Source organism: Variovorax palleresanus (assembly GCF_051144945.1).
In the GTDB taxonomy this organism is placed as follows: Bacteria; Pseudomonadota; Gammaproteobacteria; order Burkholderiales; family Burkholderiaceae_C; genus Variovorax; species Variovorax paradoxus_S.
This window is the reverse complement of record NZ_JBJNVP010000002.1, coordinates 4,299,829-4,326,445: the sequence shown is the minus strand read 5'-3', so window position 1 is coordinate 4,326,445 and position 26,617 is coordinate 4,299,829. Positions and strand designations below refer to the sequence as shown.

Here is a 26,617-nt window from a genome sequence, read left to right as displayed (position 1 = left end):
AGCAGGCCGAGCGTGTGCGGTTCGCTTCTACATATTTAGACAGACGGGCACAAAAAATGGTAGCGATCGTCAGCGGCAACAGTCTTGGATTGAGTTTGGCCTCCTTGGCCACCCTCGGACAGCGAGGCACCCAGGGAACTGCCAGCCAGGGCCGAAACGGCGAACAGGCCTTCGTCAACATTGCCAACGGCAATCTGGTGCTGCAGGACTTCGACGACAAGCTTGTCGGGCGAGGCCTGGACATCCATGCCGTGCGGACCTACAACAGCCAGGGCCTGCTCAACGACGACAACGCGGACAACTGGATCGTGGGCGCTTATGGCCAGCGCATCCAGCTTACGGGGACGGTCGCAACGGCTGGCAGTACCCTGACGCGCACCGATCGCGATGGCGCCAGCGCCACCTACACGTGGGACGTGGCACGCGGCCTCTACGTCAGCCCGGCCGGTGCTGGCGCGTTCGACACCATCGCCTACGATTCCGCAGCGCTGCAGTTCATTTGGACCGACGGCAGCACGGGCTTGCTGGAGCGCTACGAGTCCACCGGCCAGGGCCGACTTCTGCTGGCCAGCGACCCCGCCGGCAACACGCTGACCTACGCCTACAACACCAACGGTACGCTGCAAAGCATGGTCGACGCCAACGGCGAGACGACCTACTTCGACTACACCGGCACAAACCTGACGCAGATCCGGACCGTTGCCAGCCCCGCCAACGGCGGTGCCGCGCTGACGCGCGTGCGCTATGCGTACGATGGCGCCAATCGGCTGTCGACAGTAACGGTCGACCTCAGCCCCGAAGACAACAGCATTGCCGACGGCCAGACATACGTCACCACCTATACGTACGATGACACGAGCAAACGCGTTGCCTCGGTCACGCAAAAAGATGGCACGAGCCTGGCCTTCACGTACGTGCTGGTCGGACCCGACTACCGCGTTGCGACCGTCAAGGACGGGTTGGGCCAGACCACCAGCTATACGTACAACACCACGACCCGCAGTACGACGGTCACCGACCCGCTGGGCCTCGTCAGCGTCTACAGCTACGACACCGCCGGACAACTGACCCAGATCCAGGCTCCGCCGGTGGGCGGCGTATCGCAGCTCACGCTGTTCAACTACGACGCCAGCGGCAACGTCACTCTCGTCACGGACCCGCAAGGCTTCGCGGTGACGATGCAGTACGACGCTTATGGCAATCAGACACTGCAGCGCGACGCCGCGGGCAACACGATCACCCGCACCTACGACGCACGCAACCAACTGCTCACCGAGACGGTCTACCTTGCTCCGGATCCGGATGGTGCCGGCGCTGCGCAGCCGAGCCTGCCGGTCACGACGCGCTATGTCTACGACAACACGGGCAAGAACCAGCTGAGATTCGTGCTCAGTTCGGAGGGCCGTGTCACCGAGTACCGCTACGACAGCTACGGCCAACGCACGTCCACGCTCCAATACGCCGCCGGCAAGTACGATGTCTCGGCGCTTGGCGCCACCGCCACGCCGAGCGAGGCCGAGCTGGTCACATGGGGCGCAGCGCAGGACCGCACCCAGGCCAGCCGGACCGACACGGTCTACGACGCCCGGGGCCAGGTCCAGAAAAACACCGTCTTCAGCCGGGTCGATGCCAGCGGCAACGGCATTGCCGATGGCAGCCAGTCGGTCACCCAGTACGTCTATGACCGAGCCGGGTTGCTGCTCAGTACCATCAGTGCCACGACCGGGACAACCCAGTACACCTATGACGGCATGGGCCGGCAGCTCTCGACACTGGACGCGCTGAACCAGACAACGCTCACCAGCTACGACGACGCGAACAACAAGACCGTCGTCACACTGGCCAACGGGCTTGTCACGACCAGCGCCTACGACAAGAACGGCCGCATGGTCAGCGTGACGCAGAGCTCCGCACTGAACGCGAACCTCGGCACCACCACCAATTACTACGACAAGAACGGGCGTCTCTACCAGCAGGTCGACCCGACGGGAGCGCGCACGGGACGCCTCTATGATGAGGCGGGACGACTGGTTGCCGAGATCGACGGCAACAACCGGGTGACCGAGTATGTCTACGACAAGAACAACCAGCTCACCCACAAGATCGTCTATGCCACTCCGGCCAACGCGCCAGCGGTCACGGCATACCTCTCTGACCCGAACAGCGCGCCCGTCAACCGGTTGGGTGCCATCCGGCCTGCCAACAGCCCGTTCGACCAGAAGTCCTGGCGCATCTACGACGGCGCCGGACGGCTCGTCCGAACGATCGACGCGGCGGGCGCGGTCACCGACCTGCGCTATGACGGTGCGTCGCGACTCGTAGGCACCAAGCAATACTGGGCAGTCATCGCCACGAACTCCTTCGGCGCGGCGCCAACTCTCGCCGCAACGACCCCAACGGCAGATGCCGCCAACGACCGGGTCACGCGCCGTTTCTACGACAACGACGGATTGCTGCTGGGCACCCTGGACGCCGAAGGCTATCTGACGGAGTCGCGTTACGACGCCGAAGGCCGCCTCGTTACCCAGATTTCCTACGCGACGCCCACGATCGCCGCGATGCGCGACAGCGGCACGCTCGCGCAATTGATTCCGACAGGCGATGCGCAGGACCAGACGTCGCGCTGGCTCTACGACGCCCAAGGTCGAGTCCTGGCGCAGATTGACGCCGAAGGCTTCATGACCGAGAGCGTGTACGACGCCAATGGCAACGTCACGACCTCCACGCGCTATGTCGTTCGAGTCGATGCCACCCTGCTCTCGCAGATGACGACGGCAACCACTGTGGCGGCTTTGCGTCCATCTTCCAGCGCCGGGTTTCGTACGACAACGCTTGTCTACGACAAACTCAACCGCGTCACCCAGCGCACCAACTATGAAGGAACTGTCTCCCGGTACGAATACGACAGCGCTGGCAACCTGGTAAAGACCACCAATGCCTTCGGCACGACCGAAATCCAGACGATCAACGCGCGCTACGACATCCAGGGGCGCCTCACCGGCGAACTCACCGCCGAAGGCGGCGCACTCCTCGTAGCCGGCCAGACCCAGGCACAGATCGATGCCATCTGGTCGCAGTATGGGCTCACGCATGCGTATGACGCGGCGGGCCGGCGCCTCGGCACCACAGACGCGTACGGCAACAAAACGCTGTTCTTCTACGACCTGAACAGCCGCCTCACCCACAGCGTCAACGCGCTCGGCGAAGTGACCGAGCAGCAGTACGACACCCTGGGCCAGCTCAGCGCGACCATCCGCTACGGCACTCGTCTTGGCAGCGTGGCCGGCCTGGCCGGCGGGCTGGTTAACGCTGAGCTGACGACCGCCATCGACGGAATCAAGAATGTCGGGCTCGACAGCAAACAGAGCTTCACGTATGCGGTGACCGGAAAGCTCAACGGCAGCACCGACGAACTTGGCAACCTCACCCAGTCCAGCTACAACGCCTTCGGCGACCTGACCGGTCGCACGCAGGCGCTCGGTAATGGGACGCAACTGGTTCAGTCAATGTCGGTGGACCGCCGCGGCCTCGTAACCGGCACGGTGCAAGACGCGTCGGGCATCAACGCCGTCACGAGTGCCATCTACGACGCGTTCGGACGACTCACGCGCAGCACCGACGCGAACGGCAACGTTCGCCAGCAAAGCTTCGACCGGTTGGGTCGCATTGTCACGACGACCGATGCGCTCTCGGCCGTCCGTTCCACCAGTTACGACGCTTTCGATCGCGTCATGACCCAGACCGACGCGCTCGGGCGGGTTACGACCTACACCTACGACAAGACGCTGCGCCGCGTCGTGATCAAGACACCCGAGAACATCAGCGTTACCACGGTGTACACACGCCTCGGCCAGAAGCAAAGCGTGGTCGATGGCAACGGCAACACGACAAGCTACAGCTATGACAAGAACGGCAACCTGCTGAGCACCGCCACGGCGCTGACGACTGCCACCAACACCTATGACCGGTCGGGCCGTCTGTCGCAAACGAAGGACGCGAACGGCAACATCGTGACGCTCGCCTATGACGCAGCCAACAGGCTGCTCACGCGCACGGTCGACCCCACTGGCCTCGCCCTGATCACCACCTACAAGTACGACGCCAAGGGCCAGCAGATCGAAGTCACCGATCCCAACGGAACGCTCACGCTCATCGTCTATGACCTCAAAGGACAGGTGACCAGCCAGGCCATCGATCCCACGGGCCTGAATCTTGTCACGCGCTACACCTACGACGGTGTCGGCAACGCTCTCACGGTCGTCAACCCGAATGGCGCCACCACCCAGTACATCTACGACAAGCTGGGCCGGCGTACTCAGGAGCGCATCGATCCGTCTGGGCTGAACATCACCCGCAGCTACGCCTACGACAAGGACGGTAACCTCACCAGCAGCACCGACGGAAACGGCCAGGTTACCCGCTACGCCTACGACGCCGAGAACCGGCTTGCGTACACGCTCGATCCGGCCGGCAACCTGCAGCGCACCCGCTACGATGCCGAAGGCCGCGTCGTACAGACCATCGGATACGCAACCGCCGTTGACATGACCGGCTTGCCGGCGGCACCGACCATTGCGCAGCTTGATGCCAAGGTGGTTGTCAACGCTGCGCGCGATAGCGTCGAGCACCGTGTGCTCGACAAGGACGGCCGACAGGTGGCCACCGTCAACGGCCTCGGCGAGGTGGTCAAGTACACCTACGACGCCAATGGCAACGTGATCGAGCGCATGGCGTATGCCAATCGCATCGCCCTGGCCAGCTGGACCGTGGGCACGGTGCCTGCGCCCACTGCGGATGCCGCGCGCGACCTGCGCCTGCGCTCGGTCTACGACCAGCTCAACCGCGCCACCTACACCATCGACGGCGTAGGTGCGGTCAGGCGCACGATCTACGACGGCAACGGCAACGTGGTCGAGCGGATCGCCTACGCTGCGACCGTGCCCGTGGCCACTGCCGCCACTGCCACCGCCCTGGCCGCGGCAATCACACTGGCAACCAACCCGCAGCAAGCGGGCACCAACCTGCTCACGCAGAGCGAGTTCGCCAATGGCCTCAGCGACGCGCCGTACAGAGGCGGCGCCGCCACGGCGACCACAATGACCGGATTCTCAGGCGCGATCAGGCTTGCGTCCGACACGGTCAGCACCTATGCCTACAAGTCGTTCACGCCGATCGCCGGCGTCGCGTACACGCTGTCCGTGATCGTGGAGATGGAAGACGGATTGCCGCCGTCTTTCAGCAATGCGAGCGTTGCCACTGCGGCGAACTCGTTTGGTTTGGTGCTGTTCACTGGCGCGACCAATCCTCTCAAGTATGTCGTGCAGGACCTTGGCGGCGGGCGCTATCGTGTGTCGATGACCGGCGTGGCGCCTGCGTCAACGGCACCGGCTTTCGGGGTTGTCAAATACACCGCGAACGACACCAGGGCTTTCCGCGTGAGCGGCTACCAGCTCGAGCAGGCCGATGTCGCCAGCCGCTACACCCCGACCACCACGTCACCGATCGCCTATGTGGCGGGCGGCACGCGCGAACGATTCATCTACGATCGCGCGGACCGGCTCACTTGGGCTGCCGACGGTGTGGGTGCCGTAACGAAACAGGTCTACGACAAGAACGGCAACCTGCTCAAGACGATCCAGTACGCCACTGCGGTCTCAGGCGGCATGGTCCCCTCTTCCGTTGCAGCCTCGGCCAGCGACCGCATCACCGACCGGGTGTACGACCAGGCCAACCGCCAGACCTTTGTGATCGACGCCACGGGTGCGCTCACCGAAGCGGTCTACGACAAGAACGGCAACGTCACCACGCGCTACAGCTATGCCACGCGCATCGCGGTGCCCACGGCAGCCAGCAAGCTGACCGAAACACAGGCAAAGGCAGCACGCGTCTATGACTATGCAGGCGCCGACCGCGTGGATCGCGCCGCATTCGACGCGGCGAACCGCAAGATCCTCGGTGTCGATGCCACCGGCGCTGTTACCGAAACGAGCTTTGACGCAAACGGCAATGCGGTTCGCATCACCAGCTATGGAACGCCGGCCAATCTCGCATCGTTGCAGGGCAACTGGACAGCCAGCGCCACGACACTACGGGCCCTGATCACCGCAAACACGGCCATCGACCGGACCGTGAAACGCAACTTCGACGCTGCCAACCGTCTGGCATACAGCGTCGATCCAATGGGCTTCGTCACGCGTACGACCTATGACGGCCTGAGCCGTATCGTTCAGACCACGCAGTACTCGCTGTCGATTCCCGCCGCCACAGCCAACACCGCCGAAGCCATAGCCCTGGCCATCGTGTTGCAGGCGGCGCAGGACCGCACCAACAGCTTCACCTACGATGCCGCAAGCCGGCTGCTGAGCAGCGTCGACGCCCTTGGTTTCACCGAAAGCTATGGCTACAACGGCCTGGGGCAGAAGGTCACCTTTACCAACAAGAAGGGCTCCGTCTGGACCTACGCCTACGATGCGGGCGGACGGATGACGAAGGAGACGGCACCGGCCGTCGAGGTGACCACCGTCGTCCCCGATGCCAGCGGCAAGCTCGTGGTCGACGCGACTCGTTCGGGCAGCGCGAGCATCGTGACCCAGATGACCTACGACGCGCTGGGCAACCTGACGTCGCGCACCGAGGCGGTCGGACGCGCCGAGCAGCGCACCACCAGCTACGAATACGATGCCGTCGGCCACCAGGTCCGGGTGATCTACCCACCCGTCAGCGTCTACGACCCGGCGGGCGACGCTCTCACGACCAATGGGGCCGGCGGCCTGGCCAGCCGCACCGAGCTGACCAAGACGCTCGACACCTTGACGACCTACAACGTCTTCGGCGACGCCATTGCCAATCGCGACGTGGCGGGCAGCTTCAGCTACAAGACCTACGATCTGCTTGGCCGGATCGGCTACGAGGTCGATGCATTGGGGTTCGTCACGAGCTACCAGTACAACCCATGGAGCCAAGTCACCGAACTCAAGCGCTTTGGCGTCGGAACCACGCTCACCAGCGGCAATCCGGCAAGCCTGAGCACCGCCCAGGTCAGCGCTGCGGTCAATGCCGCGGGCGTGAATCACGGCGCTGATCGCACGCTTACCACCTCCTACGACCGAGCGGGCCGCGCCACCAAAGTCATCGAGTCCTCGACCTATACGTACGACTCGTCCGCAGCGCTGGGCGCGCAGTACGCCACGGCAGGCCGCACGACCGTCAACGTTTACAACGCCTTTGGCGACCTCACGCGCGTCGGCTTGCTCAAGAATGCCGGGCAGAACACCTGGGCCTACACGAACAACTACTACAACCAGAAGGGCCAGCAGGTTGCGAGCGTCGACGCACTGGGCTACCTGACGACCCAGGCTTTCGATGGCGCGGGCAACGTGACCGTCCGCACCGAGTTTGCCAAGGCCGTCGCGGCATGGAACCCGGCCAGTGCGCCCATCGCAGTGCCGACGACAACGGTGGATGCCACCAATGACCGCCAGACAATCTTTGCGTTCGATCGCGGAGGCCGCAAGACCAGCGAAACCCGCGTCAGCGTGGAATTCAGCGCGAGCAGCAACGGTACCAGCGCGCGCGCCAATCTCGTCACCAGCTACGCGTACGACGCGGTCGGCAACCTGACGCGGACGACCGACGCATTGGGCGCCGCCACGTACAGCTACTACGACGCCCTCGGCCGCGTGCGCGCCACGGCAGCGCCTTCGACGAGCAACGGGCTCCTGACGGCCGTTACCAAATACCAACGCGACGCCTACGGCAACGTAGTCGTCAAGACCGAGACGCACGTCTACAAGGCCACAGCCGCTACCGATGCACTCAGTGCGCCAACGGCCAGCACTCTCGCCCCCGGGCAGAACCTTGCACCCGGCCAGGGCATCTATTCGCCTGACGGCCGCTACTACTTCACCCTGCAGACCGATGGCAATCTGGTCGTCTACGACCGCCACGACAACATGCAGGCGCTGTGGAATTCGCAGACTGCCGGGAGCGGTGCGAACAATTTCGCCTTCCAGACTGACGGCAACATGGTTCTGTACGGCCCGAACGGGGTCGTCTGGAGTTCTGATACCTATGCGAAGGGCGGTACGAACCTGGTCATGCAGGGCGATGGCAACCTCGTGCTCTACACCGCCAGCGGTGGTGCCGTCTGGAGCGGCAATATCGACGACAACTCGCAGATCAACCCAGACCGCATCACGTACACCCAGTACGACAAGCTCGGCCACGCCACGCAGAACACCGACGCGGCCGGCTTCAATCACTACAGCTCCTACGACGCCCTGGGCAACGTCGCCAAGGAATGGCAACTGGTCACCGACGGTGACAACGTCTCGAGCACCCTCTTTCGCGCCTACCAGTACGACAAGCTCGGACAGCAGACGCACGTCATCGACCCCGCTTCCAGGAGCCAAGTCAGCGGCGGATCGGTCGCCATCGTCTCGCAAGCGCAGGCTGGCCTGATCGACACCGCAATGGAGTACAACGCCTTTGGCGAAATGACAGCCAAGGGTGTGGGCGGCGGGCGCCAGGAATACTTCGACTACGACAACGCCGGCCGCGTCTGGCGCACCAATTCGGGTGACGGCGTCGACAAGGTTGCGCTCTACAACCTTCTGGGCAACCAAACCGCCCAGATCACGAGCTACGGCACGGCATCGGGCAACGCGGATCTGCGGGCCTTCACCAACCCCGACTCGGTCGCCGTGGCCGACCTTCGCCGCACCGACACGATCTACGACGCGCTGGGCCGCGTCACCTCGACCATCGCCCCTCGGCGCAGCGAATGGACGGGCGGCGCCCAGATCAGCCGCCTGTTCAGCCAGGGCTCCGTCGCCGGGTCGAGCAACCCGACCCGCGAAGAGACCGGAACAGTCAACGGGCGGTCCGGTACGAATACCGTCCATCTGGCCTGGTCGCCGGTGCGCAACCTTGGCAGCGGCGACATCAAGGTCGTGATGGAGTACACGACCCAGGTTTATTCGTTGACTCCGCCGGTGCTGGACCCCAACGGCAATCCGATCATGACCGACGAATCGGGTAACCCGTTGCCGATGGCAGGTGGGGAGACCCGTACGCAAACCCGGATCGTGACCAATGCGGCGGAGAACACCAACAGCCTCACCATGACCTGGGAGGACGGCTGGAACGACGCAAACGGCGGCATCGGGCGCGTGTCGCGGCTGACCATCTACAAGAAGGACGTCTACGGCAACTGGCAGCCCGTCATCAGCGAGGGATCGCTGGGCTACAGCGGCCAGGTCATCGACGTCGATGCGCCGGACGACCTCACAACCAGCATGCGGATGCAGATCCGCCCGGCAGGCAGCACCGGCGAGACCGGCTGGGTCGATGCCCCGCTGGTGAACTTTGGCGACCTGCTGCGCTACAACGCCACCGCCCTGCCACCGGGCAGCTACGAGTACCGCGTGACGCAGACCACGACAGCCGGCGTGGCCAGCGTGACCGCCAGCGGCACCGTGACCCTGGCCTCGCCGCCGCTGTCCCTCATCAGCGTTCCGCTGGCCTTCTACCAGATGGGCCCAACCAGCAGCGGCCTGTTCACGTGGTCATCGCCCGGAACATCCGTGGAACAGGTCTTTCGCTACCGGGCGGCCGGCAGCACGGGCGCCTGGATATCCCAGCCCGTCACGGCCCGCGGCAACGGCAGAGATGGCGTGGACGTCACCCTGCTGGCTGCGGGCACGTACGACTACGAGCTGCTCTGGACGCATTCGGGCGAAGGCGTGCCATACGCCCACGCAACAGGCCAGATCGCCTCGAGCGGAATCACCTTCCCGCAATGGGTTCCGCCGGTCAATCTGCCAGTGATCACCGGCACCGCGATACGCATCGTCGGCACCGGTGGCAATGACGAGTCGGGCGCCCCCATCGGCACGCCGCTCACGATGATCGAGTGGCCTTACTCGTCCGTCCTCAACGCCGGCAATGGCGTGACTTTCCAGTACCGGCTCGTGGGCGGCAGCGCCTGGAGTTCGCTGCCCGTGGTCAACCTGGCCGGCAGCAACGAGTCGAGCTTTCCGATCGGCTCGCAGCAGGTCGACATCACCAACCTTGCCGCCGGGCGTTACGAATACCAGATCCTGGCAACGCTCACCTCGGGCGGAACCACGCAGTCGGTGGGCCAGGCGACGGGCATTCTCGACAACCAGAAAACGCCCATCATGGAAACGCGCTCGGGCGTGAGCGCGGTGCCGTACCTGGTCCAGATCGGGTCCGAGCCCGTCTACTCGCGCGACGAGAACGGCAACATCATCTACGAGACCGTCTACGAAACGCAGTACCAGACCCGAACCGATCCGGTCTACGGATGGGTGCAGGTGCCGCGCACCGAGGCGTACCAGGTGGCGGTGCAGGGTCCGCCCCAGACGACCCAGGACGAGCAGGGCAACGTCACCGTCGTGCGGGATGCATGGGGCAACATCCAGTACACAACGGTCTACGAGACACGCTATCGGACCGTGTACGACAACTACCTGGTAATCACCGGCTGGCAGAACGTGACCTACCCGGTCCAGGTTGCGGTGCAGAGGCCCGTCATCCTCGGCTATCAGCCGGTGTATGAAACCCGCTACCAGTACGTGCCTTACAGCTACCAGGTGCAGGTGGGTACAACGACGCCCTCGGTCCAGGACAGCACCCCGCCCTACACACCGGGCTACTGGACGCCGCTCATCCCCGCGCTCTTTGCCTCGAGCACCACCACGGTAGCGGGCAGCTCGGCGGTCAGCGAGAACAACACCGACGGCGCCAACGCGGTGCAAACCCCGGTCACGCAGGGCACCAGCAGTTCGCCGCGCCCTGTGGTGAACCAGAACACAGACCGCTGGGGCAACGTGATTTCCATCAGCGATCCGCGCTCGGCCGGATGGGTGACCACCTACCGCTACAACGCCAACAACCAGCTCATCGAGCAGAAGCAGACCGATGCCAACGGCATCCAGGGCACATCGGGTGCCGCCGTGACCCAGCTGTTCTACGACAAGATGGGCCGCCAGGTGGCCATCAAGGACGCCAATGGCAAGGTGCAGGGCCAGGTCTACGATGCGCGCGGCAACCTCGCGCAGGAACTGCATGCCGACGGCGGGGTGATCCGCAACAGCTACAACGTCTTCGGCGACAAGGTCTCGGCCACCGATGCGCTCGTGAGCAACCCCACGCTCACCCGCTTCACCTACGACAACCTGGGCCGCCTGCTCACGACCACGCGCGGCGTGGTGCAGGTCTTCAATGCCAACACGGCCAACAACCTCCCGCAGCTGGTCGACACGCGGGCCATCGTCGAATCCAGCACCTGGGACCAGGCCGGCCGCAAGCTCAGCCAGACCAATGGCAACGGCGAGACCATCCGCTACGCCTACGACCTGCAGGGCCGCGTGGTGCGCACCATCCAGCCCATGGGCCAGAGCACCCAGGTGGCCTACGACGCCCTGGGCAACAAGATCGCCGAGGTCGATGGCAACGGCTACATGGCCACCTGGAGCTACAGCTACTTCGGCAAGGTGCTCACGCATACCGACTACGGCGGCCGTGCCTACGCCTACACCTACGACAAGGCCGGCCAGCTCACCTTCGACAGCGGCACCAACCGCGAGTACACCTACAACATCGAAGGCCTGCTGGCACGCACCTACGACCGCACCACGGGCCAGGACGCCCGCTACGAGTACGACCTGGCCGGCAACCGCGTGCGCGAATGGTTCGGCCAGGGCGGCGTGGTCTACAAGGACAACCACATCGCCTACGACGCCCTGGGGCGCATGCGCTGGGTGGCCGACGGCCGCGCGTTCGTGAACATCGAGTACGACAAGGTTGGCAACCGCACCCGCATCAAGACCCACGTGCTGAACCAGGACACCAGCCTGGACAGCGACCTGTACTTCCAGTACGACGCGATGAACCGCCAGACGGTGGTCAACGCGGTCGATGCGGCCGGCAACCTGGGCGGCCAGGGCCACCGCATCGTCTACGACCAGAACGGCAACCGCACCAGCGACACCTGGTGGGGCAACCGCGTGCTCACGGTGGACGGCCAGAGCCAGATCACCGGCTACGACCCGATGACCGGCGCGGCCATCTATAGCACGGCCACCAAGCAGTACGTGACCAGCCAGGGCTACACCACCGAGGACTACCGCTACGACGCGCTCGCTCGCCTGGCCAGCGTGGTGCGCGACGGCGTGCAGACCGATGCGCGCCTGTACGACGGCGCCAGCCGCGTGGTGCAGACCGGCCCGGCGGGCACCCTGCCCGTGGGCTATGTCAACGCCCTGCTGGGCACGACCTGGAACGGCCAGACCCTGGCGGGCACCGGCAGCGAGACGCGCATCAGCGCCTACAACGCCAACGGCCAGATCACGCGCCAGGACGTGTTCGACAGCCAGAACGGGCGCAAGTACACCATCGGCTACGGCACGCCTCCCACCCTGCCGGGCATGGGAACGGCCGGCGGCTACGACGGCGCGGGCAACCTGATGGGCTACACGGTGTGGAATTTCCTGGGCCAGCCCAGCGTGACGAACTACGCCAACACCTACGGGCGCGCCGAGGGCTACCGCCAGACGGCCACGGTGGGCACGAGCAACGTGAACCTACCCGGGGGCACGAACTGGTACTACGGCAATGGCAACGAGCTCACGGGCGTGGGCGACGTGACGCAGCCGCTGAACAACCGCACGTTCGTGAGCGACATGGAGGGCAATATCCTGTCGTCCCGCTACCTGGCCTCGGGCGAGGAGCAGCGCCAGCTGGTGGTCAATGGCCAGGTGCTGGGGCAGTACGGGCGCATCCGCGATGCGAACAACCCGAGCGCGCCCAACGGGGTGCCGCTGTTCCAGACCAAGGCGGAGTTCAATTTTGGGTACCGGCCGATCGACGGCAGCTATCCGTCGGCCAGCCCGGGCACGTATGCGGTGAGCGCGGGTGACACGCTGCAGAGCATTGCGCGCGGGGCTTATGGCGACGAGGGGCTGTGGTACCTGATCGCGGACGCCAACGGGCTGTCGGGCAATGCGGATCTGAAGTCGGGCCAGGTGCTGACGATTCCCACCAAGGTGGGAGCGGCGAACAACGCGAACAGCTTCAAGCCTTATGACCCGAGCAAGGTGGTTGGGGATACCAATCCCAACATGCCGATGCCGCAGGCCAAGGAAGGCGGTGGGTGCGGCGGGATCGGTCAGCTGATCATGATCGTTATCGCCGTGGTGGTGACCATCTATACGGCGGGGGCATTTGCAGCTGTTGGTGGCGCGGGAAGTGCTGCGGCTGGAACTGCAGCAACGGCAGCAAGTGCTGCCACTGCTGCCGGGGCTGGCAGCATCGGAGCCACCATGGCTGCAGGAACTGCTGTCTTGACGGCCGGTGGCGCCGGCGCCGTTGTAGCGGGCGCGGTTGGTGCTGCAGTCGGCTCCATTGCTAGCCAAGGCGTTGGCATCGCGATCGGGGCGCAGGACTCCTTCAGTTGGAAAGGCGTGGCACTGGCCGCAATTAGCGGCGGTGTATCGGGCGGCTTGGGTGCCTGGAGCCCTCTGGGTAAGGATGCGCTGGTCGGAAATGCAATCATTCGATCAGCCGTTGGGAGCTCGCTGACCCAGGGCATTGCAGTCGCGACAGGTCTGCAGCAAAGCTTCAACTGGAAGAGCGTCGCAGCTACTGCAGCCGGCGCTGGGATGGGCGCAGCCGTCGGTGGTGCTCTGAGGGATGGTGAAGCGTTCAGCAGCTTGGGCGGCGGCTTTGCGACCAACTTGGCGCGAGGAACGGTGGCGGGCTTTGCCGCCGGGCTGACAACGACGGCGCTCCGGGGCGGCAAGGTCAGCGTCACGCAAGTCGCAACTGACGCGTTTGGCAATGCATTGGGGTCAAGCCTGGCGGAGGCGATGACGGACAGCCCAACCCGAGTAATGGGTGCGGGGAGAGCTGGTGCCTCCAGTCAGCCGCCTACGTTGCTCGACTTGGAGGAAGTCTCGCTCGTCGCAGGACCGGTGCAGAGCCGGCCGAGTCCGACGACCCGCTTTACTTCGGCTTGGTCGGGCATCTTGACTGCCACGCAGACGGGTGCGCCGGAATACGCGACTCCCGTCCAGCAGCAGCAGTCCTCAGAGCTTTACCAAGAGAGCTTGGGTGCGTTTAAGGAAGTGGTGGAGTACACCGCCCAGAACCCGAAGCTACGCGATGCCCTGATCTCGCGCTACGAGGCGTGGACCATTGAGGGCGGCTGGCTCAAGCCGCCGATGATCCAGAACGCGGGGGTTGCGCTGGGAACGCTGCTGAGCAATCCATCGCCTGAAAGTGCTGTGGCGCTCTCGATGGCGATGAGTGGTTCGCACGGCATTCGTACAAGCCCGGAGGCTATGGGCGGGTTGCTGGGCATGCTTGCTCTGGCCAACGACTCTGATCGGATCACGGCCAACCTGGATTCGATGGCGCGCTCCTCTGTCGAATACGACGGCAAGCCATACAACGGCTTCCAGTTCGGCGGCGTCAAGTCCAACGCAATGGACGTTGCGAGTGTGCTCGCCTTCCCCGTTGGTGCCGGCGCAACCAGGGCTGTCACGTTGGCCGGCCGGATTGCTCTTGCAGCGGGCACAGCGCTGGTCAACGGCGTCAACTTCCTTGCTCAGGCCACGTTGGGCACTACCACCGGTCGAGCCGCGATCATGTCCGTAGCGCTGCGCACGGCCGAAATTGGAGGATTGCCGGCGCCTGTTCCAGGGGTTGGCATTTACTCAACGCTGAGAAGAGCTGCGGCAGCGGAGCCTGTAGCCGAGCCGGTCGGCTCATCATCGAACACCACTCGCGCGGGGATACGCCGAAATAACGCGGCTGACATGCGCAACTTGCGAGATCTGTGGGACGATCTTGGCTATGGCGAGATTCTTAGTGACGCAAACAGAACGTTGATCAAACAGAGCTTAAGGCCGAAAGTGGATGACGCATGGGTCAAGGTCTTCCCCGAGGACGCTGGTCTTATGGGCGAGCTGATCTCCCCGCACCATATTGCAGGTTTGCCCGTCACAGTGCCTCTGCCAAAGACTCGCCATATGCAAGCCCACATGCCGGGAGGCTTCAAATTCAATCCTGGCGGTCCCGGTGCCGCGGTTCCGTTCTATCCGGCCAAACAGGAAAAGTAGGTAGCCCATGACACCCGAAGTGATTCGTTCCTTGCCGAGAGAGAAGCTGCTGTTCTACGTTGCGCAGCTGATTACCCCCGAGATTCGAGAACAAATTAGAGTGTTCGTCCCCACTCTGCGCGAGCGCCGAAGTTGGCTTCTTGGTGCGCCTGAGTTGGTTGAAGTCATCGAGGACCTGGCTACACAAGAAGGCGACGAGCCAACTGAAACCTTAGGAGCCGAGATGGAAGTTTGCTCTTCGAAGGTTCCTGGCCTCGTTCCCAAAGATGTGGAAGCCGTCTTCTACGCCGAGGTCAGCGATGTGGTTGAAGCAGTGCGCGAGCTATCCGAACGAACTGGCATCACGTTCGAGTTCATGTACGGGGATATATTCGTGGGCGAGATCGTGGATGGCGAAGTCGACACGACCTTGCAAGTTGGCTTGCTCGATGAGTGGCGCAAACATTTGGAGTCGATGCAAGGCTGAAATCTCTGGCTCCCGTCCCGACGCTGACTCGTTGACCGGTTCGTTCGTGCTCTCATTGCGTCTCTATCTACATCGAACGTAGTCGGCCAGCGTCCGGCCGTGCCATGCCTCTATCGGGGTCAGCCCTTGAGGTTGTGGTGGACTCGCACGGTGTTGTAGAGCCACGTGAATTCAGCAAGCGTCTGGCGCAAGCCCCTGGCAGTATTTGGTCTGATCGACTTAGTCCAATGTCAGATGTTTCTTGCGCTGTGCGTTTCGGCCAATATCACCAGCCCTGCACCCGCATCGCCCTCCATCGACCGAGGCTTTGCTCACACCCAACTCCGCGCGACAATCCAACCTGCGGCGACAGCACCGCTTGCGAATTTGTTGCCTCGACACCTCACCAGCCGTAAAGACTCGATGCACAACAACCCACCAAAGACCGATCGATGCAAAGCTCAGAACCCAATTCGTTCGATGCCCTGATGTCCAGCGGCATGGCAGCAAGCCAGGCCAACGACGGCCCCCAAGCCATCGATTTGTTTGAGCAGGCCAGCGCCGCCGATCCAGGCGCCGCCCTGCCCCAGTTCCTTCTGGGTGCGGAGTTTGCGGCGCTGGGCGACATGACTCAGGCCGAGGCCGCCTTCGCCAACGCAACGCGGCTGGCCCCTGGCTTCCCGATGGCACGCTACCAGCTCGGCCTTCTGCAGTTCAGCTCCGGCCGCGCGGCCATCGCCCTGCTCACCTGGCAGCCGCTGCTCGATCTGCCGGCCACCGATCCCCTGCCGCATTTCGTCAACGGCTTTGCGGCCCTTGCGCAAGACCATTTTGACGAAGCCCTGCGGCATTACGCACAGGGGCTGGCGCTCAACACCACGAACGAAGCACTGTCGGACGATATCGAAAAGGTAGTGACTGGCATCAAAGCCCTGACTGAGAGCTCCGCTGCCGCGGCGCCGGAGGTCGGGATGGCCGATGACGAAGCCTCGAACCACGTGCTGCTGGCCAACTACCATCAGCAAGGCCGCGCGCATTGATTGATTCGCAACGCATCTGCACGCCTTGGCTATGATCGATCCAACGACGCAACTCGCCGCGATGATTCGTGCGCAGTTCGGCGCGCAGTTTCGGGCGCAGGCCCAGGCCAGGGAGCGCGGCGTGGCCGGGCGCGAAGCCCCCCACGGTGCGCGGACAACGGCCGGCGGCAAGCAGCCGCAGTCGCCCTCCCCCGCGTCGAACAGCACCGACGCAGAGATCCAGCAGATGGTGGCCCTGCGCGTGCGTGCGCTGTCCCCCGACGATCCGCAGCGACAGCGCAAGGCCTTCCGGCTGTTCCTCGAATCGGTGCTGATGCAGGCGTTTGGCCGCGAACGGCTCGACGACAGGGGGTTCGACCAGATGGTCGACGCGGTTCTGGAGCGGATGGAAGGCGATGCCGAACTGCACGCCGCCTTGCGCGAAGCGGGCGATCTTCTGCTCGCGGATGCGCAACCTGGGCCGAGCCCCTCGCGCTAACGTTCCGGCCGGCGCAACTGCGCGCGCGAGTCAATCAATTAATCGTTCGCTTCCGGTGGTGCATCAGGCGATGCGAATATGTCGCCCATGTCCCCGCCAAGCGGGCCGGGCCTTCCCCCCATCAAGCGCCGCGCAAAGCGCTGCACGTCCTTCGCATCCTTGACCTCGCCGCTCAACAGCGCCTGGGCATAGCGCCCCGACAGGTTGGCCTTGTCGAGCCGCAATGCGAACTCGGCGTGCTCTTGCGCTTCCGTGCGCAGCGACTGCATGGCCAGCACGACTGCGAGGCCACCGTGGCTTTCCGCAAAGTTGCGGTCGAGCGCCAGCGCGGTCTCAAAGCTCTCGCGCGCCCCCGCCAGATCGCCTTGCAGGATCTGCGTCCACCCCAGGCCATGCCAGGTGCCGATGTGCTGCGCCATAACGGCCAGCGCCTGCCGGAAAGCGCTGTGTGCGCCGTTCAGGTCACCCGCCAGCAAGGCGGCAAAGCCGCGCGTGGACCAGGCACGGCCATCGCCCGGATGACGCTGCAGGGCGGCATCGGCGAACTGGCTGGCGTCGGCAGCATCGCGTGCGGCCAGTGCCAGCGAAGCCTTGGTGACAAAGGCCTCCACCGGCTGCTCGGCAGGCGTTCCCGCGGCAAGGCTGGCATTCGACCAGCGCTCGGCGGCGGCAAAGTCCGAGGCGTCGATGGCGATCAGGCTCGCAATGCCAGCCGCCTGGGGATCGAGTCGGCCTTGTTGCTCGGCGCCAGCGGTCCAGGCCATAGCACGTTCGAGCTGGCCGTCGTGATGCAGCGATCGCAGCCAGAGCTGCTGCAGGGCGCGTGCCGCAACGGGGGCGTCGCTCGTCGACGGCGCAGCCTGCGCTTCGAGTGCCGTCGCAAGGCGAGTGACGCACTCCGCATGGCGACCTCGCCTCAGTTCGATGAAGGCCAGGTTGTGCAGCAGCACGTCCGCAAAGCCTGGCGGCGGCTGGGGCGTGTCGGCCAAGGCCTCGAGCACGGCCAGGGCCTCGTCGTAGCGCTGTTGGGCGAGCCAGAAATCGCCTTCGCGCAGGCGCCACGCCAGCGGGTCGGACTGCAGTGATTGGGCATGCCGCAGATGAAATTCCGCGCGCTCCCATTCCCCGCAGGACAGCGCAGTCTCGAAAGCATCGATGAGCAGCGAATTGTTCGACGGGTCTTCGCGCAGAAAGCCATCGAGCCGGTCGAGGCGCCGGAGCGCGGCCACGATGCGTGGATCGTCCCGCAGTGAAGGGGGAGCAGCAGTGGTTGCGGTGGTGTCTGTCATGGAGAGGAATGAATTTGGTTGTCCAGGCCGGGGCGCTCGTGTCACCACGAGACGTCCAGGCGCCCATCTTTGCTCAGCAACTCGCGCAGGCGCAGCAGCCCCTGGCGGTGCAACTGCGAAACGCGGCCACGCGTGACTTTCATGAGCGTTGCGATTTCGTCGAACGGAATTTCTTGCAGGTAGTGGTGGCGGATCACGGTTTTCTGCTGTTCGCTGAGTTGATCCACCAAACCATGCAGCACAGTGCGCAGTTGAAGGATCTCAGTCTTCCGGAAGTAGCTCACTTCGGGGGAAGGTGCGTGGGCGTGGTCGTCGAAAGCCTCGGCATCGACCATGCCGGTGCCCTCGAGCAGCACTCCCAGCGCAATGCCAATGCCGACTTCAGCGAGGTACTTGAACAGCTTGTCCGGGTTGCGCGGCGACGCGGCCGCACCGGCCTCTCCCTTCTCGCTGGTTCCCAGGACCTCGCTCGCAGCCGCTTCCTTGATTGCGTCCATCCGCTCCTGGCGCAAGCGCATGCTGATGCTGATCTGCTGGTTCTTCTCGGTGAGGCGGATCAGCCCGTTGAGCATCGAGCCTTGCACGCGTTTGGTTGCGAAGGTCTTGAACTGCGCACCCTGGGTCGGGTCGAAGCGGTCCACTGCCTCGATGAGGCCAATGCGTGCAAGCTGCAGGTAGTCGGCAAACTCGACGTCATCGTGGGTGCGCCGTCCGTAGAGAGTGGCGGCCATCATTCGCGCATAGGGCAGATAGTGTCGAACCAGGTCGTTGCGCACGGCGTCGTCTCGATCCTTGCGCCAGCGCTCCCAGAGAGTGCCGGCGAGGTCGGGCGCCTCGGGCACGGCCTCGACGGACGCGACCGCATCCGCCGCCAGGCCGAAGAACGGCGGGGCAGTGGGCGGCAGCGTGGGACTCAGGCGTGACATTGCGCGATACGGTGAGGCTTGGGGTGGCGTGTGTCAGTGAAAGCTGCCAACCAGGGCCTTGAGAAGGAGACTCCACCCATCGACCAAGATGAACATCAGTATCTTGAGTGGCAGGGCGATGGTGGTCGGCGGCATCATCATCATGCCAAGCGCCATGAGAATGCTCGATACGATCAGATCGATCAGGAGGAACGGCAGGAAGATCACGAAGCCGATCTGGAACGCCGCGCGCAGCTCCGACAGCATGAACGAAGGAATGAGCTGAACGTTGCTGATGTCTTCCATCGACTTGGGCGTAGGCGCCTTCGACAGCTCGACCATCAGCGCCAGATCGGCCTCGCGGGTCTGGCGGACCATGAACTCGCGCAAAGGCGCAATACCCTTGCTGTAGCCGTCCTCCATCGAGAGCTTGCCCGCCATGAACGGCTCGAATGCATCCTGGTTAAGCTTCTGCAGCACCGGGGACATGGTGAACAGCGTCAAAAAAAGCGCCAAGCCGATGAGCACGGTGTTGGGCGGCGTCTCGTTCATGCCGATGGCATGGCGAAGCATCGACAGCACGACGATGATGCGCAGAAAGCTGGTGAGGCAGACCAACAGCGCGGGCAGGATCGCCAGCACGGTGAGGCCGAGCACCACGCGCAGGGCCTGGGCGGTTTCGGTAGCCGGCGTTGCGGCGCCCACGACCGGCGGCGCGGCCGGGGCCGCAGACCGAGGCCGAGTTGACGTGGCGGCGGGCAGCGCAGCCTTCGGCGCGGAAGGGGGCGGCGCCGAGACGGAGGGCGCGGTTGTCGAGGGTGCCGTTGCCGCGGGGGCAATCTCCGGCGCAGTTCCAGGTGCCGGCACGTTCGCGGGCTCCGAGGAACTCGTCTCGCCGGGCATCTGCGCCCTGGCATCACCGGTGGGCCAGCCGATCAGGCCAATCACCAGCAGGACCACGGCAAGAATCAAACCCCACGGCCGCGGCGTGCGATGACCGACTGCAGGTGCCGCGCGCATCATCGAACGGCCCCCGGCGCCAACGGCGCGGCCTCATCGCCGGTCACGGATGACGCAGACTCCGCAAGCACCTGGATGGATTGATCGGTGCATCCCAGCAGCAGGCGCTTGCCGTTCCACACCACGACGTGGAGGCCGTGGCGCGGCGACAGGTGCGTGCTCGACACACGGTGGATCTCATGGGACGACCCGGTATCGAGCAGGCCGCCGAGCCCCGGCCACCAGGTGCCGGCTCGCTTTCCTGACGACCTTGCCTTTCGGCGCATGGCAACCACGCCGTACGCCAGCAGTCCGCCCGCCACAAGAATGGCGATCCACCAACGGTCGCCCACGTCAGATTCCAGCGCGCCCGGCGGATCCCGCTTGACCGGGATGCTGGAGGGCAAGCTGGTGTTGCCGCTCGATGCAACTGCACCGCTCTGTGCTTCCTGCGCACTGGCCGGCACAGCGCACAGCAGTCCCGCCGCGATGGCGAAACACGCCAGGACCCACCTGCACGTGGCGGCTCGATTGACCACGGCCAACCGCGGCTGCGCTTGATTCATCCGTCAGCTTCCCGAAGTCAGGCCCAGCGCCACCGGCAGTTCGGTGATGCGAACCGCAAAGTGCCCGTCGACCGCGACCAGTTGGCCGCGTGCGACCACCTTGCCCTCGATGGTCAAGTCCACCGGGTGATCGATCTCCCGGTCGAGCCGCAACACCTGGTGCTCCTTGGCACCGAGCAGCTCGCCGACGGAAAGGCTGACCTCGCCCACGCAGACCTGCAGTCTGGCCTTGATCTGGTGAAGCGGATTCCAGTCCTTGAGGATCGACGCATCGCCGCCTTGGTTGGCGGCATCCCCCTCGGCACCGGCATGGAGATCCGGCAGCGCGATGATCTGCGCGGTCGGCAAGCTGCCCGGACCCTGCGCGGCGCGCGCCCTGCTCTCGCCGCGCGTCTCGACTGCGGCACCGGATGCGCCAACACGGTTGTCGGTGGCGATTCCTTCCAAGGCTTTGGTCATTGTTTTCCTTCCTTCGATTGTTGAGTGTTGATGCGCAGGTCCATGCCTGCCGCGGAAGACGCAGGTGCGGCCAATTCGATGGCAATTCGGCCGTCGCTTTGCCCAAGCCAGCCATCGCATACCCGCCCACCATCTGCGCCAACCACTTGTGCCGGTGCATCGAGCAGGTGCTCGAGCGGAACCACGTCGTCGACCCGCAGTTGCTGCAGTTGGCCCAGATTGAGCTCCGCCCCCTTGAGCATGACGCGCAACGCCACGGGCCGATGGGCCAGGGCCTGGTCCAGAGGCTCTTTCGGCAACAGGTGTTCGCTGGGGCGCGATGGCGGCTTGGCCGCAGACTCGCTTCCAAGCAGCGCCGCAACGGCACCATGCGGCAAGCTGAGCTGCCAGACACCGCCGCACCATGGCCAGCGCACGCTGAGCGCACCGGACCAGGGATTCGAGAGGGGGCTGGCGCCGCGTGAGCCTTCGGACTGTTGGGGCTCGAGCCCGAAACCGGCCAGCAAGACTTCGTTGCGGCGCAACCAGTCGGCCCAGGCTGCCCGCGCGACGACGGCCGCGATTTTGGCGGGGCCTTGTGCCGATACGGCTGCATCGGATCCGAACATGCAGCCGGCGATGGCGCGCAACGGCGCGGCTGATGCCTCCTTTGCGGCAGCGGGTGCCGACTCGAAGCCCGTCAAGCTTGAAGGTACGCGGCGTTCCGCCGCGGTGAACGCCCAGCAGGCGATGTCTTCCGACGCCGGGCCCGTGGTGCTACCGGGCTCGTCCACGTGGATCTCCGGGTCCGCCAACGAATCCTGGCGCGCGGGAAGCCACTCGTCGCTCCACGCCCGATGAAGCGCGGCAAGACGCAGACGCAGTGTCTCCTTTGAAGCGCCTTGCCAGCTTCGCAAGGGCCGCGCCCTGCGCATCGACTCGGCAAGATCGAGAAGTGAGGAGTCGTTCATTTGCTCTTCATCGAGAACAGTTCCTGCAGCATGTCGTTGGCAGTCGAAATGATTTGTGAACTTGCCTGATAGCCGCGCTGCATGATCACCAGATCGCTGAATTCCTGTGACAGGTCGACGTTCGAGATCTCGACCCGCCCGGAGCTGACATTGCCAAAAGCGCCTTCGCCCGCCGTGCCGAAGTGCCACGCGTTCTCGTCCAGCTGTTCGAACTGGTTGTCGCCCAAGGATCCCACGGCATCGGGCGAGTCGAAGCGCGCAAGGGCCAGGCGGGCACCCTTGACGGTCGAACCGTTCGAATAGTTCAGCGTGAGAGTGCCGCTGGCATCGAAGGTCGTCCCGCTCAGTGCGCCTGGGCCAATGCCGTCCTGCGAATCGACTTTGAGCGAGGTCTGCCCCGCAAAAAGAACGACGTCGGAACTGAAATCCAGCGTCAACGCCACTGGCGCCTGCCCCGCGGGAGCGTATGTCGCTTGCATGATCGCGGTCTCGGGAGTCGGCTTTCCGCCGACGAACACCATCTGGCCGGTACTCACGACCGTGGTTCCATCCATCAGCTCGACCTTCATCGTGGTGCCGCTCTCGGCCGCACTGACGACCGAGAACTTCATGGTCAGCGTGTGGCTGGCACCACCAGCATCCACGACCGTTATGCCGCCGATGGTCTGCTCGGTGACCGTGTTCGACAGGTTGCCTGAAAACTCCACACGGGAAGTGGGACGGCCCAGGCTCATCATCTGGCCCGCCAAGGTGATGGCCACGAGGCCGCCGCGATCGTCAAGACCCATGACCTTCTCGCCATTGACCCGGCTCACCAACGTACCGTCGGCATCGAACTTGAACTGGCCGGCCCGCGTATAGGTGGTCTTCCCGTTCGCGTCCTGCAGGGCAAACAAGCCCTGGCCGTCGACGGCCATGTCGAGGTCGTTGCCGGTCTGGCGCAGTTCGCCCTGCTTGAACGACAGCGATGTCCCGGCCGTACTGAGGCCAAAGCCAACCTGGTCCCGGTTCTGGCCCGCACCGCCGCCGCCAAGATTGCCGCCGCTGTAGAACATGTCGGCGAACTGGAGGCTGGAACTCTTGAAGCCAGGCGTGTTGATGTTGGCCGTGTTGTTGGCGATGACGCGCAGTCCGCGCGAGTAGCCCAGCAGTCCAGTCATTCCGACATAGATGGATTCAAGCATGGGTCGTCCCTTCGAAGTTTGAGGCTGCTGCGCTCAGCGCACTGCCGCGAGTTGGCTCAGCGAAATGTTTTCCAGCATGGCGCCTGCGGCCGTGCGAACAGTCAAAAGAGGCGCGTCGCCGGAGAGCGAAAGCGCGCTCACCGTGCCGGTGACGGCGCCGGTCGACGTGTTGACGTCGACCGTCTTGCCGATCAGCCCCACCGACTGGAGCGCGGCTTGGTTGGTGATCAGGGTCTCGATCTTGTTGTTGAGCTGCTGTGTCTGCTCCAGGCTCGTGAACTGCGCCATCTGCGCCATGAACTCCTGGTTGTCCATGGGCTTCAGGGGATCCTGGTAGGTGAGCTGCGTGAGCAGGATCTTGAGGAAATCCTCCATGCCCAGGCTGCTGGCCTGGAGGTTGGTTGCAGTGGAACCGCTAATTGCATCGATGGCCATCACGCCTCCTTGGGGTCAATTGAATCGAACGTATTTGAGTGGCTACCGCCTAGCATCTCGACGCCATCGCGCCAGACCAGGCGGCCGTTGCACACCACCTGATGCAGCCGCTGTCCTCGTTCGCGCATGCCGCGCTCGAGATCGGAAACGAGTCGCGGCAACATCGAGACCAGCGTCTGGTCGTCCGCCCGCATGGCGATCCAGACGGCCTGCCCGTGCCGCCTTGTTTCTTCATGCAGCCGAAGTGGCGCGAGCGAAATTTCGGGGTTCGACTGGGGTACTGCCGCAACATCCGTCGCCTCGTCCTGTGAAGCGGCGGCCTCCGGCGCAGAAGCCCCGACTGCACGCGGCCCGAGACGTTCGAACGTTCGAATTTCGGGGCGCAATTTGCTTTCCGCGGTTGAATCGAACTCGGACACGGGTTGTCGTTCCACAAGAGCGCTTGCCGCCGTGCGCGGCGCCGGAATGCCTGCAGCCGTTTCGCCGTTCAGGGACATCCGGGGGCTGCCCTGCAAACCCGGTCGCAGGGTGGCCACCGATACGCCGAGGGTTGGCGGCAGCCTTTTTCCCTGTGCAGGACCACGGCTTTCGCGGTGCTGTTCGGGGCCCTGGCCTTGGGGACTTTGCTGCGGCCTCTGGCTGGCAGGTGCCGAGGCCTCCTGCGTGTCCACGGCGCCCGGCTTGAACCAGCCAGCCATCTGGGCTCGTTCCATCTCGCGCTGCCATGCCAGCTGCCGCTGCGCTGTCTCGCCGGCAGTTGTCGCCTGTGGCATGTTTCGCCGCACCGGCGAAGCCATGCCGGATGGCGCTGCGATGTTGTCGCCGGGAGTCATTGGCCTGCTCCAGTTGCAGCGTGCGCAAAAGCCGACCGTGCGAGCCAGTCGCGGTCCTGTTCGTTGCTGGCGCGCTGGCGAACTTCGTCCGCGTATTCGGTCAATGCATTCTCCTTATGCCTGGTCAGTCCCTCTAGGCGCATCTGCTGCTTCAAGCACTCTTGGCGCAGGCGGTCACGGGCAAGGCGCTGTTCCTCGCGCTGCGCATCAAGTTGTGCCCATTGGCTGCGCAGGTGGGTCAGATACACCAGGGTTCGCCTGTGGGCCAGGGGGTCGAGGCGCTCGAGCATTGCCTGGCCGACCGTTCGAGCCTGCTCGTCATGTGCCTTCAGCATCTGCGCCATCCGCGCCTCCGTGTCGGCCAGCACCTGCTGAGCCTGCGCGAGTTCTGCCATCGACTTGTCGAGCCTCCACTGTTGCCGCTGGCGAACAGGCTCGAGCGGATAGACAAAGCCGCGTACGTCGACGTCGCGCACCGCCGCGGAAAGAACCGTGGTCCCGGCACTCATGGTTTTCTGCCTTCAGCAGCCGGAGCCAGGATGGCGCGCAAGTCGTGGATCGATTCCATGCGGCCAACACCACCCACGCTTTGCCGCAACCATGCCTGAAGCCCGGGCTCGGTATCGATGGCCCGGTCCAGTTCGGCATTGGAGCCCTTTTCGTAGGCGCCGATGTCGATCATCTGGCGGTTGCGCTCCAGCACAGCCAAGTGCTGCGTCGCCGCCACTGCCAGTGAGCGTTGGCTTTCATCCGCCAGCTCAGGCATGAGGCGGCTCACGCTTTTGAGCACGTCGATGGCCGGATAGTGCCCGCGGTGCGCGAGCTGCCGAGACAGCACGATGTGTCCATCGAGAATGGCGCGCAACGCATCCGATACCGGTTCATTGAGGTCGTCACCCTCGACCAGCACGGTGAGCAGTGCGGTGATCGATCCGCCGCCTGGCGCCATGCCGCAGCGTTCGCAAAGCTCCGGCAGCTCGGCGAACACCGAGGGCGTATAGCCGCGTGCGGTCGGCGGCTCGCCAGCCGAGAGTCCCACTTCGCGCCGTGCCATGGCAAAGCGGGTGATCGAATCCATCGTGAGCAGCACGTTTTGGCCCTCATCGCGAAAGTACTCCGCGATGGAGAGCGCCGCATAGGCAGCGCGCAACCTGGCCAACGCGGGTTGATCGGAGGTTGCTACCACAACGACCGAACGCGCGAGGCCTTCCGGTCCGAGCTGCTTCTCGATGAACTCGCGCACCTCCCGGCCACGTTCGCCAATGAGCGCAATCACGTTGATGCCACCGTTCCCGTCCGCACCGCCCTGCGCCTTGACGTGACGCGCCAGCAGGCCCAGCAGCGTGCTCTTGCCGACGCCGCTTCCGGCAAAGATGCCGATGCGCTGCCCCTGCCCGAGCGTCAAGAGTCCGTCGATGGCTCGAATCCCTGTTTCCAGGATGTTGCGGATCGGCGGGCGCTGCATCGGATTGATCGGCGGCGCCTTGAGCGGCCGACGCTGGATTGCAATTGGCTTGGGCAAACCATCGAGCGGTTCACCAAAACCGTCGATCACGCGACCGAGCATGGCGGGGCCCACGCCCATCTGCGAATCGGCACCGAGCGCATGCACTTCGCACCCTGCTGCAATGCCCTCCACCGACCCGTAGGGCATCAGCGTGACCCGGCCGGGCTTCAGGCCGACGACCTCGGCCAGCACACTGGCCGACACTGCGCCGCCTGCTGCCGGGCCGCCATGCGAGCGCACCATGATCCGGCACAGCTCGCCCACGGCGGCATCGGGCCCGAGCGCATCGATGGCCAACCCCTGCATCTCGCGCACCCAACCGATTCGACGACGCAGATCGGTACCCTGGAGTGCCTTGCGGCTGACGGCGAGCAGGTTCAT

15 protein-coding genes are annotated in these 26,617 nt (G+C 64.5%); 4 read left to right on the top strand and 11 right to left on the bottom strand.

The features are described from left to right. Window positions 1–104: 104 nt before the first annotated feature. The 4 genes from ACJ7Z0_RS24115 to ACJ7Z0_RS24100 all read left to right on the top strand — a co-directional run bounded on the left by ACJ7Z0_RS24115 (window position 105) and on the right by ACJ7Z0_RS24100 (window position 17,109). Window positions 105–15,146, top strand: a complete 15,042-nt coding sequence (locus ACJ7Z0_RS24115; protein WP_434791849.1) for a LysM peptidoglycan-binding domain-containing protein — start codon at window positions 105–107, stop codon at window positions 15,144–15,146. Between the two features lie 7 nt (window positions 15,147–15,153). Beyond that, the gene (locus tag ACJ7Z0_RS24110) at window positions 15,154–15,612 is read left to right on the top strand and encodes a hypothetical protein (RefSeq protein WP_434791848.1); all 459 of its coding nucleotides are present in this window, start codon (window positions 15,154–15,156) and stop codon (window positions 15,610–15,612) included. A gap of 431 nt (window positions 15,613–16,043) precedes the next feature. Continuing rightward, the gene (locus ACJ7Z0_RS24105; RefSeq protein ID WP_434791847.1) at window positions 16,044–16,631 is read left to right on the top strand and encodes a tetratricopeptide repeat protein; all 588 of its coding nucleotides are present in this window, start codon (window positions 16,044–16,046) and stop codon (window positions 16,629–16,631) included. 31 nt (window positions 16,632–16,662) lie between these two features. Further along, entirely contained in the window at window positions 16,663–17,109 is a 447-nt protein-coding gene (locus tag ACJ7Z0_RS24100) for a hypothetical protein (protein ID WP_434791846.1), read from the top strand. Window positions 17,110–17,147: 38 nt separating this feature from the next. Here ACJ7Z0_RS24100 and ACJ7Z0_RS24095 read toward each other — a convergent pair whose 3' ends face one another. The 11 genes from ACJ7Z0_RS24095 to ACJ7Z0_RS24045 are packed head-to-tail and all read right to left on the bottom strand — an operon-like array spanning window position 17,148 to window position 26,617. Then, window positions 17,148–18,398, bottom strand: coding sequence for a tetratricopeptide repeat protein (locus tag ACJ7Z0_RS24095; RefSeq protein ID WP_434791845.1), 1,251 nt, complete (start codon window positions 18,396–18,398; stop codon window positions 17,148–17,150). Between the two features lie 41 nt (window positions 18,399–18,439). Next, entirely contained in the window at window positions 18,440–19,324 is an 885-nt protein-coding gene (locus ACJ7Z0_RS24090) for a sigma-70 family RNA polymerase sigma factor (protein WP_434791844.1), read from the bottom strand. A gap of 33 nt (window positions 19,325–19,357) precedes the next feature. Further along, a complete protein-coding gene (gene fliP, locus ACJ7Z0_RS24085; RefSeq protein ID WP_434791843.1) occupies window positions 19,358–20,326 on the bottom strand; it encodes a flagellar type III secretion system pore protein FliP in 969 nt (322 codons plus the stop codon). Continuing rightward, window positions 20,323–20,868 carry a flagellar biosynthetic protein FliO gene (locus ACJ7Z0_RS24080; protein WP_434791842.1) on the bottom strand — a complete coding sequence of 182 codons (546 nt, stop codon included), beginning with the start codon at window positions 20,866–20,868 and terminating at the stop codon, window positions 20,323–20,325. The genes fliP and ACJ7Z0_RS24080 overlap by 4 nt, the downstream gene beginning before the upstream one ends. A 3-nt stretch (window positions 20,869–20,871) precedes the next feature. Beyond that, window positions 20,872–21,327, bottom strand: coding sequence for a FliM/FliN family flagellar motor switch protein (locus tag ACJ7Z0_RS24075; protein ID WP_434791841.1), 456 nt, complete (start codon window positions 21,325–21,327; stop codon window positions 20,872–20,874). Then, window positions 21,324–22,277, bottom strand: a complete 954-nt coding sequence (locus ACJ7Z0_RS24070; protein WP_434791840.1) for a FliM/FliN family flagellar motor C-terminal domain-containing protein — start codon at window positions 22,275–22,277, stop codon at window positions 21,324–21,326. Before ACJ7Z0_RS24070 ends, ACJ7Z0_RS24075 begins: the two co-directional genes overlap by 4 nt. After that, window positions 22,274–23,461, bottom strand: a complete 1,188-nt coding sequence (locus ACJ7Z0_RS24065; protein WP_434791839.1) for a flagellar hook protein FlgE — start codon at window positions 23,459–23,461, stop codon at window positions 22,274–22,276. Before ACJ7Z0_RS24065 ends, ACJ7Z0_RS24070 begins: the two co-directional genes overlap by 4 nt. Window positions 23,462–23,494: 33 nt before the next feature. Beyond that, window positions 23,495–23,896, bottom strand: a complete 402-nt coding sequence (locus tag ACJ7Z0_RS24060; RefSeq protein ID WP_434791838.1) for a flagellar hook capping FlgD N-terminal domain-containing protein — start codon at window positions 23,894–23,896, stop codon at window positions 23,495–23,497. Then, complete coding sequence (locus tag ACJ7Z0_RS24055; protein ID WP_434791837.1) at window positions 23,896–24,729, bottom strand: hypothetical protein; 834 nt, start codon at window positions 24,727–24,729, stop codon at window positions 23,896–23,898. The genes ACJ7Z0_RS24060 and ACJ7Z0_RS24055 overlap by 1 nt, the downstream gene beginning before the upstream one ends. Further along, window positions 24,726–25,238, bottom strand: a complete 513-nt coding sequence (locus ACJ7Z0_RS24050; RefSeq protein WP_434791836.1) for a hypothetical protein — start codon at window positions 25,236–25,238, stop codon at window positions 24,726–24,728. The genes ACJ7Z0_RS24055 and ACJ7Z0_RS24050 overlap by 4 nt, the downstream gene beginning before the upstream one ends. Next, window positions 25,235–26,617, bottom strand: coding sequence for a FliI/YscN family ATPase (locus ACJ7Z0_RS24045; protein WP_434791835.1), 1,383 nt, complete (start codon window positions 26,615–26,617; stop codon window positions 25,235–25,237). The genes ACJ7Z0_RS24050 and ACJ7Z0_RS24045 overlap by 4 nt, the downstream gene beginning before the upstream one ends.

Coding starts and splice junctions, on each gene's coding strand:
- ACJ7Z0_RS24110 (WP_434791848.1), top strand. CDS start 15,154: ATGACACCCGAAGTGATTCGTTCCTTGCCGAGAGAGAAGCTGCTGTTC.
- ACJ7Z0_RS24105 (WP_434791847.1), top strand. CDS start 16,044: ATGCAAAGCTCAGAACCCAATTCGTTCGATGCCCTGATGTCCAGCGGC.
- ACJ7Z0_RS24100 (WP_434791846.1), top strand. CDS start 16,663: ATGATCGATCCAACGACGCAACTCGCCGCGATGATTCGTGCGCAGTTC.
- ACJ7Z0_RS24095 (WP_434791845.1), bottom strand. CDS start 18,398: ATGACAGACACCACCGCAACCACTGCTGCTCCCCCTTCACTGCGGGAC.
- ACJ7Z0_RS24090 (WP_434791844.1), bottom strand. CDS start 19,324: ATGTCACGCCTGAGTCCCACGCTGCCGCCCACTGCCCCGCCGTTCTTC.
- fliP (WP_434791843.1), bottom strand. CDS start 20,326: ATGATGCGCGCGGCACCTGCAGTCGGTCATCGCACGCCGCGGCCGTGG.
- ACJ7Z0_RS24080 (WP_434791842.1), bottom strand. CDS start 20,868: ATGAATCAAGCGCAGCCGCGGTTGGCCGTGGTCAATCGAGCCGCCACG.
- ACJ7Z0_RS24075 (WP_434791841.1), bottom strand. CDS start 21,327: ATGACCAAAGCCTTGGAAGGAATCGCCACCGACAACCGTGTTGGCGCA.
- ACJ7Z0_RS24070 (WP_434791840.1), bottom strand. CDS start 22,277: ATGAACGACTCCTCACTTCTCGATCTTGCCGAGTCGATGCGCAGGGCG.
- ACJ7Z0_RS24065 (WP_434791839.1), bottom strand. CDS start 23,461: ATGCTTGAATCCATCTATGTCGGAATGACTGGACTGCTGGGCTACTCG.
- ACJ7Z0_RS24060 (WP_434791838.1), bottom strand. CDS start 23,896: ATGGCCATCGATGCAATTAGCGGTTCCACTGCAACCAACCTCCAGGCC.
- ACJ7Z0_RS24055 (WP_434791837.1), bottom strand. CDS start 24,729: ATGACTCCCGGCGACAACATCGCAGCGCCATCCGGCATGGCTTCGCCG.
- ACJ7Z0_RS24050 (WP_434791836.1), bottom strand. CDS start 25,238: ATGAGTGCCGGGACCACGGTTCTTTCCGCGGCGGTGCGCGACGTCGAC.
- ACJ7Z0_RS24045 (WP_434791835.1), bottom strand. CDS start 26,617: ATGAACCTGCTCGCCGTCAGCCGCAAGGCACTCCAGGGTACCGATCTG.